The 16,911-nt window shown below is 66.8% G+C and carries 16 protein-coding genes and 4 tRNA genes; 9 read left to right on the forward strand and 11 right to left on the reverse strand.

Annotation, left to right across the window (positions count from 1 at the left end; translation table 11 throughout):
* The first annotated feature begins 161 nt into the window (after positions 1 to 161).
* The 3 genes from IEY07_RS04085 (at position 162) to IEY07_RS04095 (ending at position 5,042) form a co-directional block, all read left to right on the forward strand.
* Positions 162 to 1,937, forward strand: a complete 1,776-nt coding sequence (locus IEY07_RS04085) for an ABC transporter ATP-binding protein (RefSeq protein WP_188893923.1) — start codon at positions 162 to 164, stop codon at positions 1,935 to 1,937.
* A gap of 129 nt (positions 1,938 to 2,066) precedes the next feature.
* Positions 2,067 to 3,110 carry a calcium:cation antiporter family protein gene (locus IEY07_RS04090; RefSeq protein WP_188893924.1) on the forward strand — a complete coding sequence of 348 codons (1,044 nt, stop codon included), beginning with the start codon at positions 2,067 to 2,069 and terminating at the stop codon, positions 3,108 to 3,110.
* Between the two features lie 42 nt (positions 3,111 to 3,152).
* Positions 3,153 to 5,042, forward strand: a complete 1,890-nt coding sequence (locus IEY07_RS04095; protein ID WP_188893925.1) for a DUF2207 domain-containing protein — start codon at positions 3,153 to 3,155, stop codon at positions 5,040 to 5,042.
* Between the two features lie 5 nt (positions 5,043 to 5,047).
* Here IEY07_RS04095 and IEY07_RS04100 read toward each other — a convergent pair whose 3' ends face one another.
* From IEY07_RS04100 to IEY07_RS04115, 4 genes are all read right to left on the reverse strand, one after another.
* A complete protein-coding gene (locus IEY07_RS04100) occupies positions 5,048 to 5,935 on the reverse strand; it encodes a cation diffusion facilitator family transporter (protein WP_229669696.1) in 888 nt (295 codons plus the stop codon).
* Between the two features lie 13 nt (positions 5,936 to 5,948).
* Entirely contained in the window at positions 5,949 to 7,874 is a 1,926-nt protein-coding gene (locus IEY07_RS04105) for a heavy metal translocating P-type ATPase (protein WP_229669697.1), read from the reverse strand.
* Positions 7,871 to 8,263: an ArsR/SmtB family transcription factor gene (locus tag IEY07_RS04110; protein WP_188893927.1), complete on the reverse strand. Its 393-nt coding sequence runs from the start codon at positions 8,261 to 8,263 to the stop codon at positions 7,871 to 7,873. The genes IEY07_RS04105 and IEY07_RS04110 overlap by 4 nt, the downstream gene beginning before the upstream one ends.
* A 189-nt stretch (positions 8,264 to 8,452) precedes the next feature.
* Positions 8,453 to 8,525 (reverse strand) — tRNA-Val (locus IEY07_RS04115).
* A gap of 252 nt (positions 8,526 to 8,777) precedes the next feature.
* Here IEY07_RS04115 and IEY07_RS04120 point away from each other — a divergent pair.
* The 3 genes from IEY07_RS04120 (at position 8,778) to IEY07_RS04130 (ending at position 9,044) form a co-directional block, all read left to right on the forward strand.
* A tRNA-Gly gene (locus IEY07_RS04120) sits at positions 8,778 to 8,850 on the forward strand.
* A 46-nt stretch (positions 8,851 to 8,896) separates the two neighbouring features.
* Positions 8,897 to 8,967: transfer RNA gene (locus tag IEY07_RS04125), tRNA-Cys, on the forward strand.
* A 1-nt stretch (position 8,968) separates the two neighbouring features.
* Positions 8,969 to 9,044, forward strand: a tRNA-Val gene (locus IEY07_RS04130).
* Positions 9,045 to 9,137: 93 nt separating this feature from the next.
* Here the strand turns inward: IEY07_RS04130 and IEY07_RS04135 are convergent.
* From IEY07_RS04135 to IEY07_RS04155, 5 genes are all read right to left on the reverse strand, one after another.
* The gene (locus IEY07_RS04135; RefSeq protein ID WP_188893928.1) at positions 9,138 to 10,106 is read right to left on the reverse strand and encodes a pyridoxamine 5'-phosphate oxidase family protein; all 969 of its coding nucleotides are present in this window, start codon (positions 10,104 to 10,106) and stop codon (positions 9,138 to 9,140) included.
* Positions 10,106 to 10,627 carry a hypothetical protein gene (locus IEY07_RS04140; RefSeq protein WP_188893929.1) on the reverse strand — a complete coding sequence of 174 codons (522 nt, stop codon included), beginning with the start codon at positions 10,625 to 10,627 and terminating at the stop codon, positions 10,106 to 10,108. The genes IEY07_RS04135 and IEY07_RS04140 overlap by 1 nt, the downstream gene beginning before the upstream one ends.
* 14 nt (positions 10,628 to 10,641) lie before the next feature.
* Positions 10,642 to 11,928 carry a glycosyltransferase family 2 protein gene (locus IEY07_RS04145; protein ID WP_229669698.1) on the reverse strand — a complete coding sequence of 429 codons (1,287 nt, stop codon included), beginning with the start codon at positions 11,926 to 11,928 and terminating at the stop codon, positions 10,642 to 10,644.
* Positions 11,929 to 12,117: 189 nt separating this feature from the next.
* Positions 12,118 to 12,426, reverse strand: coding sequence for a DUF3618 domain-containing protein (locus tag IEY07_RS04150; protein ID WP_188893930.1), 309 nt, complete (start codon positions 12,424 to 12,426; stop codon positions 12,118 to 12,120).
* Positions 12,423 to 12,863 carry a phage holin family protein gene (locus IEY07_RS04155; protein ID WP_229669699.1) on the reverse strand — a complete coding sequence of 147 codons (441 nt, stop codon included), beginning with the start codon at positions 12,861 to 12,863 and terminating at the stop codon, positions 12,423 to 12,425. Before IEY07_RS04155 ends, IEY07_RS04150 begins: the two co-directional genes overlap by 4 nt.
* Positions 12,864 to 12,982: 119 nt before the next feature.
* On the opposite strand from IEY07_RS04155, the gene IEY07_RS04160 reads away from it, so the two are divergent.
* Complete coding sequence (locus IEY07_RS04160) at positions 12,983 to 13,612, forward strand: DUF1345 domain-containing protein (protein WP_229669700.1); 630 nt, start codon at positions 12,983 to 12,985, stop codon at positions 13,610 to 13,612.
* A 15-nt stretch (positions 13,613 to 13,627) separates the two neighbouring features.
* Here the strand turns inward: IEY07_RS04160 and IEY07_RS04165 are convergent, their stop codons facing one another.
* Positions 13,628 to 14,473 carry a phytanoyl-CoA dioxygenase family protein gene (locus tag IEY07_RS04165; protein WP_188893931.1) on the reverse strand — a complete coding sequence of 282 codons (846 nt, stop codon included), beginning with the start codon at positions 14,471 to 14,473 and terminating at the stop codon, positions 13,628 to 13,630.
* Between the two features lie 49 nt (positions 14,474 to 14,522).
* Between IEY07_RS04165 and IEY07_RS04170 the strand changes: the two genes are divergently transcribed.
* Positions 14,523 to 15,347, forward strand: a complete 825-nt coding sequence (locus tag IEY07_RS04170) for a helix-turn-helix domain-containing protein (protein WP_229669701.1) — start codon at positions 14,523 to 14,525, stop codon at positions 15,345 to 15,347.
* Between the two features lie 133 nt (positions 15,348 to 15,480).
* On the opposite strand, the gene IEY07_RS04175 is transcribed toward IEY07_RS04170, so the two are convergent.
* Complete coding sequence (locus IEY07_RS04175) at positions 15,481 to 15,900, reverse strand: pyridoxamine 5'-phosphate oxidase family protein (RefSeq protein ID WP_229669702.1); 420 nt, start codon at positions 15,898 to 15,900, stop codon at positions 15,481 to 15,483.
* 72 nt (positions 15,901 to 15,972) lie between these two features.
* On the opposite strand from IEY07_RS04175, the gene IEY07_RS04180 reads away from it, so the two are divergent.
* Positions 15,973 to 16,893, forward strand: a complete 921-nt coding sequence (locus tag IEY07_RS04180; protein ID WP_229669703.1) for a dihydrodipicolinate synthase family protein — start codon at positions 15,973 to 15,975, stop codon at positions 16,891 to 16,893.
* Positions 16,894 to 16,911: the final 18 nt, after the last annotated feature.

A 16,911-nucleotide genomic window follows, 5' to 3' on the forward strand; every position in this document is an offset into this window, starting at 1 on the left:
GGGGTTGTTGTGGTGTTCTCTTCGTTTCTGATCTTGGTACGGCGGCGGCGGACCGGAATCTGCCGAAAGGCGTGACCTGATGGGACCTTCGTCATGTCGGGCCGGCCGAACGACGGAATATGGCTTGCCCCTGGGCTTCACGGCTGCGAACATGCTGCGTCGTGCCTGATCCCGCGCCCGACGACGTCGCGAGGTTGACGTTGCTCTCAGCACTGGGCGCGGCCGCGAGTTCGGCAGCGTTCACCGTCCGGCAGACCTGGCGGTACGCGCCGGGCTGGCTGGTCCGGCTGGTCGCGGCCAACTCGGTGATGGCCTTGACGCCCTCGGCGCAGGTGCTTGCGGTGGCCTGGCTGGTGCGATCGTCCGGCGGCAGCGCACGGGGATTCCTGCCGCCGTTGCTGGTGCTTGTCGGACTGGTTGCCGTCGGCCAGGTGATCAGCAACGCTTCGAATCTGACCCAGCAACGGGTCCGGACCCGGATGCGCCGGCACTACCAGGACGAGCTGATGCGTACGGTCGCGGCGTTGCCACCGCAGGAGCTGGCGCGGCCGGCGACCACCGCGCTGATCGAGGCGGTCCGCGGCGCTCTCTTCGACATCGGGCACTTGGTCGGATCGGTGCTCGCCTCGATCGCGGCCCTGGTCACCGCCGTGACCCTGGGCGTCACGGTCTGGGTGATCTCGCCGGTTGCCGGCGTACTCGTTGTCGCCGCGTTGGTCCCGTTCCTGCTGGTCTTCGCGTGGGAGTCGAAGATGCAGGACGAGGCATTCACGCGGCACGGATTCGCAGAGCGCCGATCGAACTACGCCGTTGAGCAGCTCGTCGGCCAGCGCACTGCCACCGAGTTGACGACGCTCGGGTCCGGAGCGGTCGTTGCCGGCATCGCCGACGCCCACCGGGCGCGGGCGGATTCGATCATGGACAGGATCCTGGCCCTCCTGATCCGGGCTGATCTGGTCGGCGCGGTCGGCACCGCGGTGATGTTGGGCGGTGCGCTGGCCGGGATCGTGGTCGGAGGGGCCGGTGGCGCCGGGATCGCGGCCGGGATCGTCGCCGTGCTCGCTGGGCTGGACGCGACGCGGTCGGCTGGGTTCTCCTTCGGTGACCTGATCGCTTACGGCCCGAAGGTAGCGGCCTATCGGCGGTTGATCGGCTCCGTGCCGGGCGATGATCATGATCGGGTCAAGATCAACCCCGAGCGGGGGATCGCGGTGACCGGGATCACCGTGGGCTATCCCGGCGCGACGCATCCGGCAGTGTCGGAGGTCTCGCTCTCGGCCGGCCCGGGGATGATCATCGCGCTGGTCGGTGTGAACGGTGCCGGCAAGACCACGACCGTCAACGCGATCATGGGACTGCTCGATCTCGCCGAGGGCATGATTACCGTTGGCGGCGTCGATCTTGCCACCCTGTCCAGCCGGCAGCGGCTGGATCTGTTCGGGCTGCTGACCCAGGAATTCGGCCGGTATGAATTCACGGTCCGCGATGTGGTCCGGATCGGTCGTGCCGACGGTCGGGCCGATGACGACGAGATCTGGCGGGCGCTGGCCGCGGCACACGCGAAGGACTTCATCGAGAAAATGCCGGACGGCCTGGACACCCAGCTCGGGCCGCAGTTCGGGGGCGTCGGGCTGTCCGGGGGCCAGTGGCAGCGACTGTCACTGGCTCGGGTCTATCTGCGGGATGCGCCGATCTGGATCCTGGACGAGCCGACCTCCGCGATCGACGCCGAGGCCGAGCAGCAGATCTTCGCCGAGTTGCAGCGCACCAAGGCCGGCCGGATCACCATCGTCGTCTCACACAGGGCCTGGACACTGCGCGGGATGGACCACATCTACGTCTTCGATGAGGGACGGATCGTCGACCACGGCTGCTACGACGAGCTGTTGTCCCGCGGCGGCAGGTTCGCCGAGATCTTCGCCGAACAGGTCGGCTAAGCTCGGCTGCTCAGCCTGCTCTCAGTCAATGCGGTGACAGGCGCCGGGATCGGGATCCGTAGAGTTTGCCCGGCAGCGCGATCCGGAAATGACCGGGAACGAATCGGGTACGAAGGAGAGCAACCAGGCGTGAGGCGGATCCTGTGGGGCGCGACCATCCTGGTGCCGATCGATGTCGTGCTCGCGATCCTGGGCGTCCACGGCACGGTGCTGTTCATCGTGAGCGCACTGTCCCTGGTCCCGTTGGCCTTCGCCATCGGTGAGGCGACCGACAATGTCGGCGAGCACACCGGCCCAGTGGTCGCCGGGCTGTTGAATGCCAGCTTCGGCAACGCGCCGGAGCTGCTGATCAGTCTCTTCGCGGTGCACGAGGGCCTGTTCACCGTCGTCCGGGCATCGTTGACCGGCTCGGTGGTGAGCAACCTGCTGCTGGTGCTGGGCACAGCGCTGATCTTCGGTCGGACGGCCAGGGTGGCCCGGCGGTCCATCTTCGCCAACCTCGGTCAGGTCGCCGTCGCAGCCGTGTTCTTCGGCGTCACCTCGGTACTGCCGACCGTCCAGCACACCGATGGCGCCTCCGGGACCGGGCTGGCGCCCTACGCCATCGTGGTCGCGGCGGTGCTGCTGGTGCTCTATCTGGTGGTCACGACGCTGCACATCCGCCGGGCGATCCGGCTCAACCGCGAGGAGAACGACGGCCCGGCCGAAGGTGCTTGGTCAATGACCCGCGGGCTGGTCATCCTGGCACTCGCGACCGTCGCGACAGCGGTCGTCAGCGAGTTGCTGACCGGCACCATCGAGACCTTCGCCGAGCACACCGGGCTCGGCCAGTTCTTCACGGCGGCGATCATCGTCGCGATCGTCGGCAATGCGGCCGAGCACGGTGGCGCGGTGGTCGTCGCTGCCCGCGGCAACGTCGCGCTGGCAACCGAGATCGGCCTCAGCTCGGCCGCCCAGGTGGCGACCTTCGTGATCCCGGCGGTCGCGTTGATCTCGCTCGCCCTTCAGCCGCTGCCGATGATCTTCCGCCCGGTCGAATTCGTCGGCTATGCGGCCGCCGTCGCACTGCCGGCAATCCTGCTCGGGCGCGGCCGGGCCAGTCGGGGCCGGGGCATCGTCCTGGTCGCCGCGTACGCGGTCATCGGCGTGGTCTTCTTCGTGGCCGGCCGGTAGCCGATGCTCGGTTTGACCCGGGACTCGGTCATCATGAGGCCCGTGCCCGTACGCAGCCGCCTGCTCTTCGCGCTCCTGCTCGCCGTCGGCGTCGTGGTCGTCACCTGCGGCGGGGCCTCACCGGCGCATGCCGACGAGGGCGACCGGATCAACGAATTCGACGCCAATTACGTGCTCGACTCCTCGGGCAAGCTGACCGTCACCGAGACGATCAACTACCATTTCGGCGACACCGATCGGCATGGCATCTATCGGGAGTTCTACACCCGGGTTTTCCATGATCGCTACCACGACGTGAAGTACGACTACCACATCGAGTCGGTGAGCAGCCCGACCGGTGCACCGGCCGATCACGACACGTCGACCGAGACTCTCTGGGACGGATCCAAGGAACTCAAGCTCCAGATCGGCAGCCCGGACCGGTACGTGGATCACCAGGACGAGACGTACAAGATCGTTTATACGGTCAAGGGTGCGCTGCGCAGTTCTCCCGGCTACGACGAGCTCTACTGGGACACGCTGGGCACCGATTGGGACGGTGCCCCGTTCAAGAAGGTCAAGATCACCGTGAGCGTCCCCGGAGGCGTACAGGACCTGCGGTGCTACGCCGGCGACATCGGGTCAACCGACAGCTGCACGTCTGCCCAGGTGAGCGGTGGCAAAGCCGTGATCAGCCAGGACGGCGTCGGCGCGTACGACGAACTGACGATGGGCGTCAAGATCAAGTCCGGGCTGGTGTCGGACAACAAACCGCACATCGTGCTCCACACCGGCCTGCTGATGCTGCTCATCGGCGGCATCGCCACCGTGATCACGCTGATCGGATCGGTGATCGGGGGTGTGCTCTACTACCGCTCGCGAGGACGGGATCAGCGCTACCTCGACCTGCCGCCGGGGACCGTTCCGGCATCGGGTCAGCAGGCCCGCACCGGTCCGACCCCCAAGATCGAGATCCCGGTCCGCTTCACGCCGCCACCGATCCCGGTCGGCGAGGCCGGGCTGCTGGTCGACGGGCAGTTCCAGCATCGCGACACCGCCGCCACCCTCGTCGACCTCGCCGTGCGCGGCGCGGTCCGGCTCGACGGCGCGAAGGATGATGTCGAGGTTGTGCTGCTGGACCGCAGTAAGGCCACCGCGCCCCATGAAAGCGCACTGCTCGAGGCGATGTTCGGGACCAAGAAGGGCAGCGACAAGCGGGGCCGGTCACGCAAGCGGCTCGGGCAGCGCGGCAGCCTCACCAAGGCCGACGACCGGGCCGCCAAGGCGGCGGCGCGTGCGGTCGGCAAGCACAAGTGGTTCGTCAAGGTGCCCGATCGGGTCGGGGAGTCGTCTCGGCGGCAGAATCTCACCTGGGGGATCGTCGGGATCCTCTGCCTGGGCATCGCGGCTTCCGCACTGATCGGCAACGCCATGGCATCCGGCAGGGTGAGTCAGATCCTGCTGATGGTGATCGTGCCTTTGCTTCCGGTCGTGGTCACGCTCCTCGTCGTGCAGTCCCGGATCGGCAAGCGGGGCGTACGCACCCCGGACGGCCGGGCGATCTGCGACCAGGTGGACGGTTTCCGCAGCTACCTGGCCACCGCCGAGGCGGAGCAGTTGCAGTTCGAGGAGGGCGAGGACGTCTTCTCGGCCTATCTGCCGTGGGCGATCGCCTTCGATCTGACCGACCGGTGGACCAAGGTGTGCGCCCGTCTTGTCGAGCTGGGTCGGATCCCGGACGTGTCGCCGGACTGGTACGGAGGCGGGTTCAGTATCTCCTCCTTCGACTCCGGACTCATCACCGGATCCGTGCTCAGCTCCGTCCAGCCGATCCGGACCAGCAGTTCGAGCGGCGGGTCATCCGGTAGCAGCTTCAGCGGCGGCTCGTCATTCTCCGGCGGAGGTGGCTTCTCCGGTGGCGGTGGCGGCGGTGGCGGCGGCGGCAGCTGGTAGCCCCGTCAGGTGTGCGGCACGTGCTCGTGCTCGCGGTGCGTCGAGGGCTCCAACTGGAAGGTCGAGTGTTCGATGCTGATCGCGAAGTGGTCGGCGACGCAGGCCTGCAGCTGATCGAGGATCTGTGGCGTGTGCCCGTCGGAGAAGCACTGCGCGTCCAGGGTGATGTGAGCAGTCAACACCGGCAGTCCGGTCGAGATCTGCGAAGCATGCAGATCATGCACCTCGTGCACATGATCGACATCGAGCAGATGCCGCCGGACCGCGTCCAGATCCAGGCCGGGCGGGGTCGACTCCATCAGGACGCCGATCGCCTCCCGCAGCAGCCGTACGGCCCGGGGCATGATCAACACGCCGATGATCAAGCCGGCAACGGAATCGGCCCGTTGCCACCCGGTGAACGCGATCACGATCGCCGCGACGATCACACCGAGTGATCCGAGGCCGTCGTTGACCACTTCCAGGAATGCCGCTCGCAGATTGAGATTGGCCGACCTGCCCCCGGCGAGGACGATGATCGAGATCAGGTTGCCGAGAAGACCGATGATCCCGAAGACCAGCAGGCTGTCCGACGGCACATCCGGTGGCGACAGCAGTCGACGGATTCCCTCGACGAGGACGAACAGGCCGACCGAGAAGAGCACCGCAGCCTGGGCGCTGGCTGCGATCACCTCGGCCCGCGCGTAGCCCCAGGTCCGTCGGTCGGTCGCGGGACGCATCATCAGACCGGCGGCCAGCAAGGCGATGGCCAGTCCACCGACGTCGGTGAGCAGGTGGCCGACGTCGACGATCAGGGCCAGCGATCCGGTGATCGCCGCGCCGATGATCTCGATCAACAGCAATGTGGCGCTGATCGAGAAGGCCACCAGCAGCCGCCGGCGGTTCACTTCCATTCCGCCCCCGTGATCATGGCCGTCCACGGTGATCCCTCCCGTCCTGCTTGACATTCCTTCGGTCACGCCGACCTGGGATCAGGCGCGCCGAGTTGAGGATGAACGCCGACTCGCTGCCGACGTGGACCACCGCAGCCAGGACCGGTCCGAGGAGACCGAAGGCGGCCAGCACCATGCCGGACAGATCGACGACGAGGGTCCCGACGAAGTTGACCATGACGATTCGGCGGGCCCGGCGCGCGATTCTGATCATGGTGGTCAGATCAGCCAGGTCGGAGCTGATCAGGATGACGTCAGAGGTCTCCCGCGCGATGTGGGTGCCGGATCCCATGGCGATCCCGACCGCCGCCCTGGCGAGGGCTGGGGCGTCGTTGACGCCGTCTCCGATCATCGCGACCCGGTGGCCGGCCCGCGTCAGCGCGTCGACCGCGGAGACCTTGTCCGACGGCAGCAGCTCGGCCTGGACCTCGTCGATTCCCAGCTCCCGCCCGATCGTCCGTGCCGTTGTCGCGTTGTCCCCGGTGATCATCACGACCCGGATTCCGAGTCGGACGAGATCGGTGACGCATTGGCGGGCCGACGGACGTACGGTGTCGACGACCGTGATCGACCCGGCGTAGTCGTCGTCGATGGCGACGTGGACCGCGCCCGTCTCACCGGTCTGTTCGGCGTGCGCCTCGGGAACCAGTCGGGTGGTTCCGACGCGAACCTGGTGCAGGTCGACGCGGGCGGTGACGCCGAAGCCGGGAGCGTAGCCGAAGTCGATTCCCGGATCGACCGTCAGTCCGCGCGCGGCGGCGTGGTCCCGGACGGCCTGGCCGATCGGGTGCTCCGAATACCACTCCGCCGCGGCAGCAGCCGTGATCAGCTCGTCCTCGCTGCGGTCTGCCGGCCGGACATCGGTGACGCGCAGGGTGCCTGCGGTCAGCGTCCCGGTCTTGTCGAAGACGATCGTGTCGACCGTGGAGAGCTGTTCCAGGTAGCTGCCGGCCTTGATGTAGGCGCCGGAGCGGGCCGCGCGGCCGATCGCGGCGAGGGCGGCCAAGGGCGTACCGGCTGCGATTCCGCAGGCGCCCGCGACGACGACCACCGAGATCGTCGACCGGAGGTCGCGGGTGATCAGGAAGGTCACCAGAGCTGCTGCCAGTGCCAGGTAGACCAGCCACGCTGCCAGTCGGTCGGCGAGCTTCTGCGCCGGTGTCTGGGAGGACTGGGCCGCACGGACGGTCTCGACGATCTGTCCGTACGAGGAATCGGGTCCGACCCGGTCCGCGCGGATCTCCAGGGCACCGATCTGGTTGACCGATCCGGCATAGGCCGTCGCGCCGACGCTGACCTCGACCGGCAGTGACTCACCGGTGATGCGGGACTGGTCCAGGCTCGACCGCCCGGCAACGACTTGGCCGTCGACCGGAACGCCGGCGCCCGGCGGGACCACGACGACCTGGCCCGGCCGCACCGAGGACAGCGGAATCGGCGTCACGGCCGCGCCGTCCCGGATCCGGACGGTTGCGGGGAGGAACGCCACCAGGTCGGACAGTGCGTCTCGGCCCCGGTCCAGGGAGAGGTCCTTCAGGATCTCGGCGGCCAACACGAAGACGGTGATCACCAGAGCCGTTGTCCACGCGCCGATCGTGGCTGCTGCGGCGATGGCGACGAGCATGGACAACTCCATGCTCATCCGGCGTTCCCGGGCGTCGTTCCAGGCCTCGGTCAGGATGGGCCAGCAGCCCAGCAGCAATCCGACCACCGCGATCGCACCGACGACCGGCCATGGCAGTCCGACCGTGCCCAGGATCGCAACCAGGGCGGCGAAACCTGCGACGACGGTGGTCCTGGCGAGATCCCACCGGTCGATCCGCGTCCAGAGGCTGTCGGGCTGGTGTGGGGGGTCGGCGTGGTCGCTGAGCAGATCGGCCGCCGCGTGCGTCTCGGTCACCGGCGACTTCTTCTGTCGCTCAGTTCCTCGACCGACGGGTGCCCGGTGCCATGGTGACGCGGGTGCTCGTCGACGGCGTGCTCGGCGTGGAAGACGGCTTGCTGAACGAGCTCGCGAGCGTGATCATCGACGAGCCGGTAATAGGAGCGCGTGCCGTCCTGGCGGGAGGCGACGACTCGTGCCCAGCGCAACTTCGCCAGATGCTGGGAGACCGCGGTCGGCGGCTTGGCGACCCGCTCGGCCAACTCGCCGACGGCCAGTTCGCCGTCGCGGAGCGCCAGGATGATCCGGATCCTGGTCGGGTCGGACAGCAGGGTGAACACCTCGGCGGCAAGATCGACGTACTCACTGTTGACACCGAACATGCAATCCTGCATATCTTCGCGCATACGCATATATTACCTGTTATCGAGCGGGCGGCGATAGAAGGCTGGTCGCCATGTGGTGGCACGTGGTCGCGGGCGTCGCGGCAGGGTCGCTGTTGGCGTACGTGATCTTGGTGGTGGCGCTGTGGCGGGCCTACATGGGGACCGGGTCGGCCAGGCAATGTGGACCGCTGTTGCACGAGCCTCTTTGGGTGGGCGATCCCGGGATCGAACCGGGGACCCCTTCGGTGTGAACGAAGTGCGCTAACCGCTGCGCCAATCGCCCGTCAGAGTTGCGCTCACCTGGCGGTGAGGCGGTTGCCAACTGTAGCGCATCGGGCATGGCATTCGTGAACCGACGCGAGCGGTCCGCCGACCCGGCAGCTCGCCGCTGTCGGTCGGCCGACGCGGTCGAGTTCGCGCCGGGCCGGATCCAGGGGCCCGGTTTGGTCTCCTGCGTCGGCTCCGCTATTGTTTCTGCTCGCGCCCAGTAGCGAATCGGAGCCGGAAAACTCCGATACGATGCAGTGCGAAACATGCGGACGTGGCTCAGTTGGTAGAGCATCACCTTGCCAAGGTGAGGGTCGCGGGTTCGAATCCCGTCGTCCGCTCGGAGGGGGCCTGTCCCACTACCCCGTAGCAGGGTTGAGTCCCTGTGGTGGAGTGGCCGAGAGGCGAGGCAACGGACTGCAAATCCGTCTACGTGGGTTCAAATCCCATCTCCACCTCGGGCGATTGGCGCAGCGGTTAGCGCACTTCCCTGACACGGAAGGGGTCGGCAGTTCAAATCTGCCATCGCCCACCAGCAGGTCGGTTAGTCAGAGGCACTTCCGGAGCATCCCGGGAGTGCCTCTTCCCTGTCTGCGGACGACACCAATCCGGGACGGTGGTGTGGGCCTCAGCTGGGAGGCGACTCGTCGGGCTCGGAGAAGACGAGGACGTTGCGCTCCGTCCAGGTCTCGATCTTCGCCGAGTACAACCGCAGTTCGTAGACGAGCTCGTGCTGTCGTTCGTCGTCGGACATGTGCTCGACATATCCCGGCACCTGGTCTCGATACAGCTGGGCGACCGAGAGGAACCGGCGGTCCGAGCGGTTGAGCTGGAGCTGATTACTGCTGATCGTCGCGCCGGACCTGGTCTGCGCCGTCACCAGCGCGATCCCGCCGCGGTCCAGTTCTGCGACCTTCGGACTGTCCGGAGCCGTGGTCAGGTACCACAGGTCGTCCTGGTCGGAGGTGACGAAGTTCATGACCCTGGCCGAGGGCCGGCCCTCAGCGTCCACACTGGCGACCGTGACCACTTTCGTCTGGCCGGCGGCTTCCCGGAAGACCTCCAGCGCTCGTGCCCTGGACCGCGCGTTGTCGAGCTGGTAGTGCCACTGCTTCACGGCCTCGAGGGCGGCACGGACGGAATCGAAGCGGTGCTCGTTCTCGATGGAGTGCAGGATCTCGGGGATGTAGGGGGAGATGTCCTCGTCTTCGAAGTAGAACTCAAGCCAGCGCCGGCCGGCCGACAGGTCGGCGCCGTACTTGAGAGCCAGGCGGGCTTCTCTGGAGGCGAGCCGCCGGCGTCCGGGCGCCGTCGACAACAGGAAGTGTCCGAGCAGCCCGCCGAAGATGCCGCCGAAGACGAAAACGGCGAACGTTCCGCGCCAGACGCCGAAGTCCCCGATCAAGGCACGCTCCACCGCGACGAACGCTCCGTCCACGACGATCGCGCCGATCACCGCCATGACGGCGACGAAGGTCTTGCGGGAGCGGCGGATCTCGTACGCGATCGTGTTGGTCGCACGCTGCCGGGCTTTCAGATGAAGCGCTCGCTGCTTCATCCGCGCGATCAGATCCTGGTCGGTCGTCGTGGATCCCACTACTCGACTCCGTAGGCGCGGTACTGGTCGCGTAACTCGTAGGTCTCAAGATCGCTGTACGGCTCGATCCGGATCTTATTCTGGTGCAGGCGGAGGTCGGCCGGACCGAATTTCCTTGCATACAAAGCCTGGGCGACTTCGAGTCGCTGCGCCAGGTGCTCCTCGTGATAGCCGGCCATCGCCAGACGCTGCCGGGCGATAGCGCGATTGCGGTAATGCAGCAACAGGAAGCCGACGATGAAGACGATCACCAGGACAGCCAGGATCAGCAGCGTGATGTCCCACATCAGAAAGCCCTCTTCGTAGCTCCACCAGCCCCGCGTCTCGTGATAGCGGTAGGTGATCGCATGGACGGTGATCACGATGGGCAGGATGTCGAAGAACCAACCGACGACGATCAGCGCGCCTTGCACAGCCGTTTTGCCGTGGTGTCCCGGCCCGAAGAACCAGTCGACGGTGACCTCATTCTCGTCCACTGTGTTGACGATGTAGGCCGGCCGGCCGGGTTGCGTTCCTTCCATGATCAAGTGCCTCGCTACTCGGGATGGGTGCTCTGCAGACTGGTGGAACGTTCGGGCGATATCCAGGCGCCGCCGTCGCGGTGCCGCCACACCTTGCGCACCGTCGGGATGAATTCGTAGACGATGGTGAACGTGTTGACCATCCAGTAGATCAACAGGTACCAGGGCGCGAAAAGGATGTATTTCAGCGTCCGGCCACGGTCGTTGAAGAACGAGGCCAGTGTCAGCTGGACGAATCCGACGATCATCTGGATGCACACGTAGATGGCGACCATGTACCAGCCGTGCAGGAAGTGTTCCCAGTTCTGGCTCGCGGCGTAGTAGATCTGCAGCAGCAGGAACAGGGCCATGCTGACCCAGTAGGAGAAGCTCCAGACGATGCTCAGGCCGTAGTCGATGACCACCGGCACCATGGCGAAGTTCCGTCTCGGCCGGCTGAGCAGTTTGGGCGCCTTGGTCAGCATCACGTAGATGCCGCCCGACGACCAGCGGCGTCGCTGCTTGACCAGGGCGGGGGTTCGTTCGGGAACGTCCAGGAAGAATCTGATGTGCGGGGCGAACACTGCACTCCAACTGGCGACCTGCATCTCCCAGGCGATCGCGATGTCCTCGGTCGGTTGTTCGGCATGCCAGCCGCCGACGTCCAGCACGGCCTGTTTACGATACATCGTGTTGGCGCCGGAGAAGGCGAACAGGGCTCCGTACGACATCTGCGACCGCTTGATCAGCCCGATGATCGAATTCAGCTCGTTCTGCTGGGCCTCGGCCGGGATGGTGGTGCGATTGGCCGGGAGCATGTTGCCGGTGACAGCACCGACATTGTGGCCGCCCTCGCGCTCGAAGTAGCTCAGGTATTGCCAGAGCGCGTCGGGATTCGGTTTGGTGTCCGCGTCATTGGACAGGATGAAGTCGCCTTTGGCATAGGCCAACGCCACGTTGAAGCCGTGCGCCTTGCCACGGTTCTGCACGATCGTGATCACCCGCAGATCGGGATATCGCTGCTGCAGGCCCTCCAGGATCTCGCCGGTGCGGTCGGTGGAGGCGTCGTTGATGACGAGGATCTCGTACTGGTCGCGCGGATAGTTGAGCGAGTTCCGCAGATATTCGATCGTGCTCGCGATCGAGCGCTCTCGTTGTGGGCGGGGACGAAGATCGTCACGAAGGGCTCGCCGTGCTCCAGATAGCGCGGCCGGTCCCGCTTCTCCAGGAACGCGAAGTAGTAGATGCTCGAAACGATGAAGGCGAGTCCTCCGACGATCGGGTATCCGACCAGGACGAATACCAGGATCTGGGCGAGCCACTCACCAGCCGTGGTTGGCACCTGCGACCTCCTTCCGGCGTCGGGTCGCCGTTAGGGATGAGCCAGTAGTGGCCGAATCACCGTGCCTCTCGATCGTACCGATATCTGTCCAGTGTCAGCAGCGTTCGGCGCTGCGCCGGAGCCACCAGCCCAGGATTGCGCCGTAGCTGATGTGCGGATCGGGCCGGCCTCAGTGCCGCGGACGGTGCCGGCGTCCGACGATGATCAGAACGACCGCAAGGGCCGCGGCGGCAGGGATGGCGACCCGCACCGGCCCGGGAAGCGATCGTGTGGTCGCCTGGGCCTGGTGCTGGGCCTTCCGGGCGGTGCCGCCGAGGTTGTCGCGGGTCTGGTCGATCCTCGCCCTGACCTGTTTGGGAATGTCGGCCTTGTCGGCCAGCGCCGCGACGTCATCAGCCAGTCGCTCCCGGGCGTCGGCGATATCTGCCTCGAGATCCTCGGCACTCGGGTTGTTGCGCGGCTCATCGGGCTCGTTCATGATCGTGCGCTCTCCTTGATCTCCCGGACATCGGTCTTGACCGTCTCCACCGTGCGTTCCGGGACCGGTGGCGTCGCCTCGGTGATCTTGCGGCGGGCGACCAGCGCGACGATGCCGGCGATCACCAGCAGAGCGACGCCGACGATCACGGCGGCCAACCAGGCCGGCAGCAAGGTCGCGAGCCCGAGCACCGCGGCTGCGAGCAGGACGCCGATACCGAAGAACGCCAACAGCCCGGCGGCGCTGAAGCCCCCGATGCCGACCCCGACGTCCTTGGCCTTGGCCGACATCTCGGCCTGCGCCAGCCTGATCTCGGAGCGGATCAAGCGGCTGGAGTCTTCCGACATCTGCCGGACGAGTTGAGCCACCGACGCCTCGGCGGGATCGACCCGGCCCGCTGGAGGCCCCTGGTTCAGCTGGGACGACTGTTCAGACACCGTTCCTCCTCGGCTCGACGATCACGAGTGGCGTATACCCATCTGTCGCGGCTTCGGTCGCGTTCTGCCGGATGAACGATCACGCTACGATCTGCGGGTGATCGGACCAGGCTGCTGACGTGGGTCGTCGCCTGCGAGGCTCGGCGCTGTTGCGCTTGTTCGGAGCCGTTCTGATCGGGCTCGTCGTCGGCTTCGTCGTCGGCGCATCCAGTGGAGCGCCGCTCGGCGTACTGTCCGGGATCGCCGTCGGAGAGCTCTCGTTCGTCGGGTCAGGCTGGCTGGCGTTGTGGTCGATGGATGCCGACCAGACCAGAGCCCACGCTGGACGGGAGGATTTCCGTCCGGTCATCGACGAGGTGGTGATCGTCTGCGTCACGCTCGGCGGTCTGGCCGCGATCGTGCTGCTGCTGACGGTCGGGAGTTCGGCGAATCGCGTCGTGGTCGCGGCTGTCGCGCTGACCGGCGTCTTCATGAGCTGGGCAACGCTGCACCTGATGTACGCCGTGCGCTACGCCTACGTCTTCTACGGGAGCGGGGGCGGGATCGACTTCAACAACGATGTCGACCCCAGCTACTCCGACTTCTTCTACTTCAGCTACAACCTCGGGATGACCTACCAGGTCTCCGACACAGCGGTCTCCAGCCGTGCGATCAGGGCGGTCGTGCTCCGGCACGCGCTCTTGTCCTACGTCTTCGGCGTGGTCATCCTGGCGACCACGATCAACCTGGTGTTCGGGATGCTGAGCTGACGACCCCTCAGGGACCTAGGCGTCCATGCCGGCGATCAGATCGCCGCACGGACCGCCGCCGGTGGCTTCGGCGATGAAGACGTCACGGCGCGCGGGATCGACCAACGGGTGGTAGAAGCTGGCGATCTCGACGCTGGAGGCCGGGATGTAGTGGAAGATCAACGAGCGTCGGAAACGATCGGTACTGGTGTTCGGCAGTGATCCGTGCACGACGCTGCCGTGGAAGAACAGCACGTCGCCGGCCTTCATGATCGTCTGGACCTTCGACATGCCCTCCGGGATGGGCACCTCGGCATCGGTGAACGACTGCTCGAGATCCGCAGGCTCGGGGCAGACCAGCTCGGTCTCGTGGGATCCGGGCACGACGGCCAGGCCGCCGTTCTCGGCGTCGACGTCGTCGATCGCGATCCAGGCCGCGAGGCAGGTCTCCGGATGCGCGCGCAGGAAGGTGTTGTCCTGATGCATCGCCTGCCCGCGGGCCGTCGGCGGTTTGAAGTAGAACATCGACTGGGCGCCGAGCGCGGGGCCGATCAGGCTGGTCACGACGTCGAAGATCCGTGGGTCGAGCATGTAGTCCAGTGCCAGCTTGCCCACTTCGAGATCGGGGTGGCGGTGCGGATGCACGAAACGGGGATAGCGGGCCAGCACATCGTCGTCGGGTACGCCGTCGTCGATCGCCCAGGAGTGATCCCTGGTCACCTGGTCCATGAAGGCGGCCCGGATCGTCGCCACCTCGTCCGGACCGAGCAGACCGGGGAGCTGCACGATCCCGTCATGGTGGTAGCCGGCTGGGAGGTCCGCATCCTGCGGGTTGCCGACCGTGATGCCCGGGGTGCGGGCGCTGGTCGCGAAGGTTGTCATGGCACAAGCCTGACCCGGATGATCATGGAGAGCTATAGCCTATGTGTCTGTGAACCTTCGAGATCCTGCTACCGAATCGTTCACCCCGACGGTGGCCCGGCTGGTCGCGGGGGAGTTCGACGTCGGCGTCGGCTACGCGACCTACCGCAGCCGCGGCACCACGGACTGGCTGCTGATCCACACGCTCGCAGGCGAGGGTCGGCTCGGCACCGACGGTCCGGACGTCCGCGCGCTGCCCGACACCACCACACTGGTCCGGCCCGCGACCCGGCACGACTACGGGGTCGAGCAGACCTTGCAGCACTGGCACTTCCTCTACGTCCATTTCCACCCGCGACCGGATTGGGACCCGCTGCTGGTCTGGCCGGAGGCCGCCGTCGGGATCGGGCAGATCCGGCCCGACCTCGAGGTGGCAGGCCAGATCTGCACCGCGCTGCGGGACTGCGTACGCCACGACACCGGGACCGAGCGCAACCGGGAGCTGTCGGCGATGAATGCCCTGGAGGCGGCGCTGCTGCTCTGCGACACCCAGCACCCGGTCCTGCCGGCCGTCGACGAGCGGGTCCAGGCAGCACTGAAGCTGATCGCTGACCGGCTGGCCGGCGATCTCGACGTCGCCAGGCTGGCAGCCGCAGCCGGGCTCTCGGCGTCCCGGTTCGCGCATCTGTTCCGGTCCCAGCTCGGCGTCAGTCCGCAGCAGTTCGTCGAACGGCGTCGACTGGAGTCCGCGGCCCGACTGCTGGATCTGGACGACCGGCCGATCGGCACCATCGCGGCGGAGGTCGGCTTCACCGACCCGATCTACTTCTCGACCCGGTTCCGCCGGTGGTACGGGGTCAGTCCGCGCGGCTACCGGGACCGCCGGCTGCGCTGACCGGCGCCCTCGCTCCAACAAGTGCCCGGCCATGATCCTCGCTTCCCCGCCACGCGCTCGCTTCGCGGGCAACGGAAGCGCCGGCATGGAGGGGAAGCGAGCGTCGTAGGAAGTGAAGCGAGGGCGTACGAGATCAGTTGCGGTGCCGGACGACCCGGCGGCCGCTGATCGCGTCCGGGTGGAAGCTCATGAACAAGCTCCGTGCTCCGCCGGCCCAGGGCAGCACCCGGTTCCAGCGGCCGACCAGCTCCGCTTCGTCGTCGGGCAGCACCTTCAGGTCACCGTGCATCAGTACGCTCCAGCCGACGCCCTCGTGGGAGTGGTAGTCCACCTCGAAGGTCACCCGGGTCCCCACGTGCCGGGCGATGATGCCGTCGGGCAGCGTACGAATGATCAGGTCGACGTCCACCAGATAGTTGACGGGGATGATCAGGACTGTGCCGTCGACCACCAGGCCGAACCGGCCGACGGTGGCAGCGTCGACGAGTTCCCAGCACTCCTCTTCGGTGAGGGTGCTGATGTTGCCGGGCAGTCCTTCGGTCGCTTCACTCACAGGGTCATCGTGGCGCGCACCGGCTCGGGCTGCAACCAACGGGCGACGAATAGCGCAGTAGGCTCTCTTGGTGTGATCCGATCCGAGCTGCTCACCGGGGTGCTCCCGGTCGCGCCGACGATCTTCACCGCGGACGAGGAACTCGACCTGCCGGGTCTGCGCCGGGTCTGCGACTACCTGGTCGACGCGGGGGTCGCGGGGATCTGCATCCTGGCGAACTATTCGGAACAGTTCTCGCTCAGCGACGAGGAACGGCGGGCAGTGCTCCAGACGACGATGGAGCAGGTCGCCGGCAGGGTCCCGGTCTGTGTCACGACCAGCCACTTCAGCGCTCGCATGGCTGCCGATCGCTGCCGGGAGGCGGCCGAGCGCGGTGCCGATCTGGTGATGATGATGCCGCCGTTCTTCGGGGCGTCGCTGCGGGTCGGCGCTCCGGGGGTGATCGACTACTTCGAACGAGTCGCCGACGGACTGCAGATCCCGATCATGATCCAGGATGCGCCGATGAGTCCCACGGCGCTTCCGGCCGAGCTGATCGTCGAACTGGCGACCAAGATCGCCGGCATCCGATACGCCAAGATCGAGGTGCCGCAGACGGCTGCCAAGATCGCCGCGCTGAGCCGCTACCCCGACGTGCTGCCCGGGATCTTCGACGGCGAGGAGGCGGTCACCCTGATCCCGGACCTGCAGTCCGGAGCGGTCGGCACCATGAGCAGCGTGCTGGCTGTCAGGGAGCTGACCTCGATCATGGCGCACTGGACCGCCGGTGGTCAGGACCGGGCCGAGCAGGAGTGGGAGGCATTGCTTCCGTTGTTGCATTACGAGAACCGGCAATGCGGTCTCGCCGCGGCCAAGGCAGTCTTGGCGGCTGGTGGGGTGATCGCCGACGGACGGACCCGGACACCGTATCCGCAACTGGCGCCCGCGACCCGGGACACCCTGATCAGCATGGCCCGGAAGCGGGACCTCTTCGCCCTTCGGTGGGCGGCATGACTCCGGCGTCCGCGACGC

It is taken from the genome of Microlunatus endophyticus (genome assembly GCF_014646195.1).
GTDB lineage: Bacteria > Actinomycetota > Actinomycetes > Propionibacteriales > Propionibacteriaceae > Microlunatus > Microlunatus endophyticus.

Excerpts from the sequence above, each read along its gene's own strand:
- IEY07_RS04100 (WP_229669696.1), bottom strand. The coding sequence starts at position 5,935 with ATGGAAGTGAACCGCCGGCGGCTGCTGGTGGCCTTCTCGATCAGCGCC.
- IEY07_RS04165 (WP_188893931.1), bottom strand. The coding sequence starts at position 14,473 with ATGACAACCTTCGCGACCAGCGCCCGCACCCCGGGCATCACGGTCGGC.
- IEY07_RS04110 (WP_188893927.1), bottom strand. The coding sequence starts at position 8,263 with ATGCGCGAAGATATGCAGGATTGCATGTTCGGTGTCAACAGTGAGTAC.
- IEY07_RS04140 (WP_188893929.1), bottom strand. The coding sequence starts at position 10,627 with ATGGAAGGAACGCAACCCGGCCGGCCGGCCTACATCGTCAACACAGTG.
- IEY07_RS04150 (WP_188893930.1), bottom strand. The coding sequence starts at position 12,426 with ATGAACGAGCCCGATGAGCCGCGCAACAACCCGAGTGCCGAGGATCTC.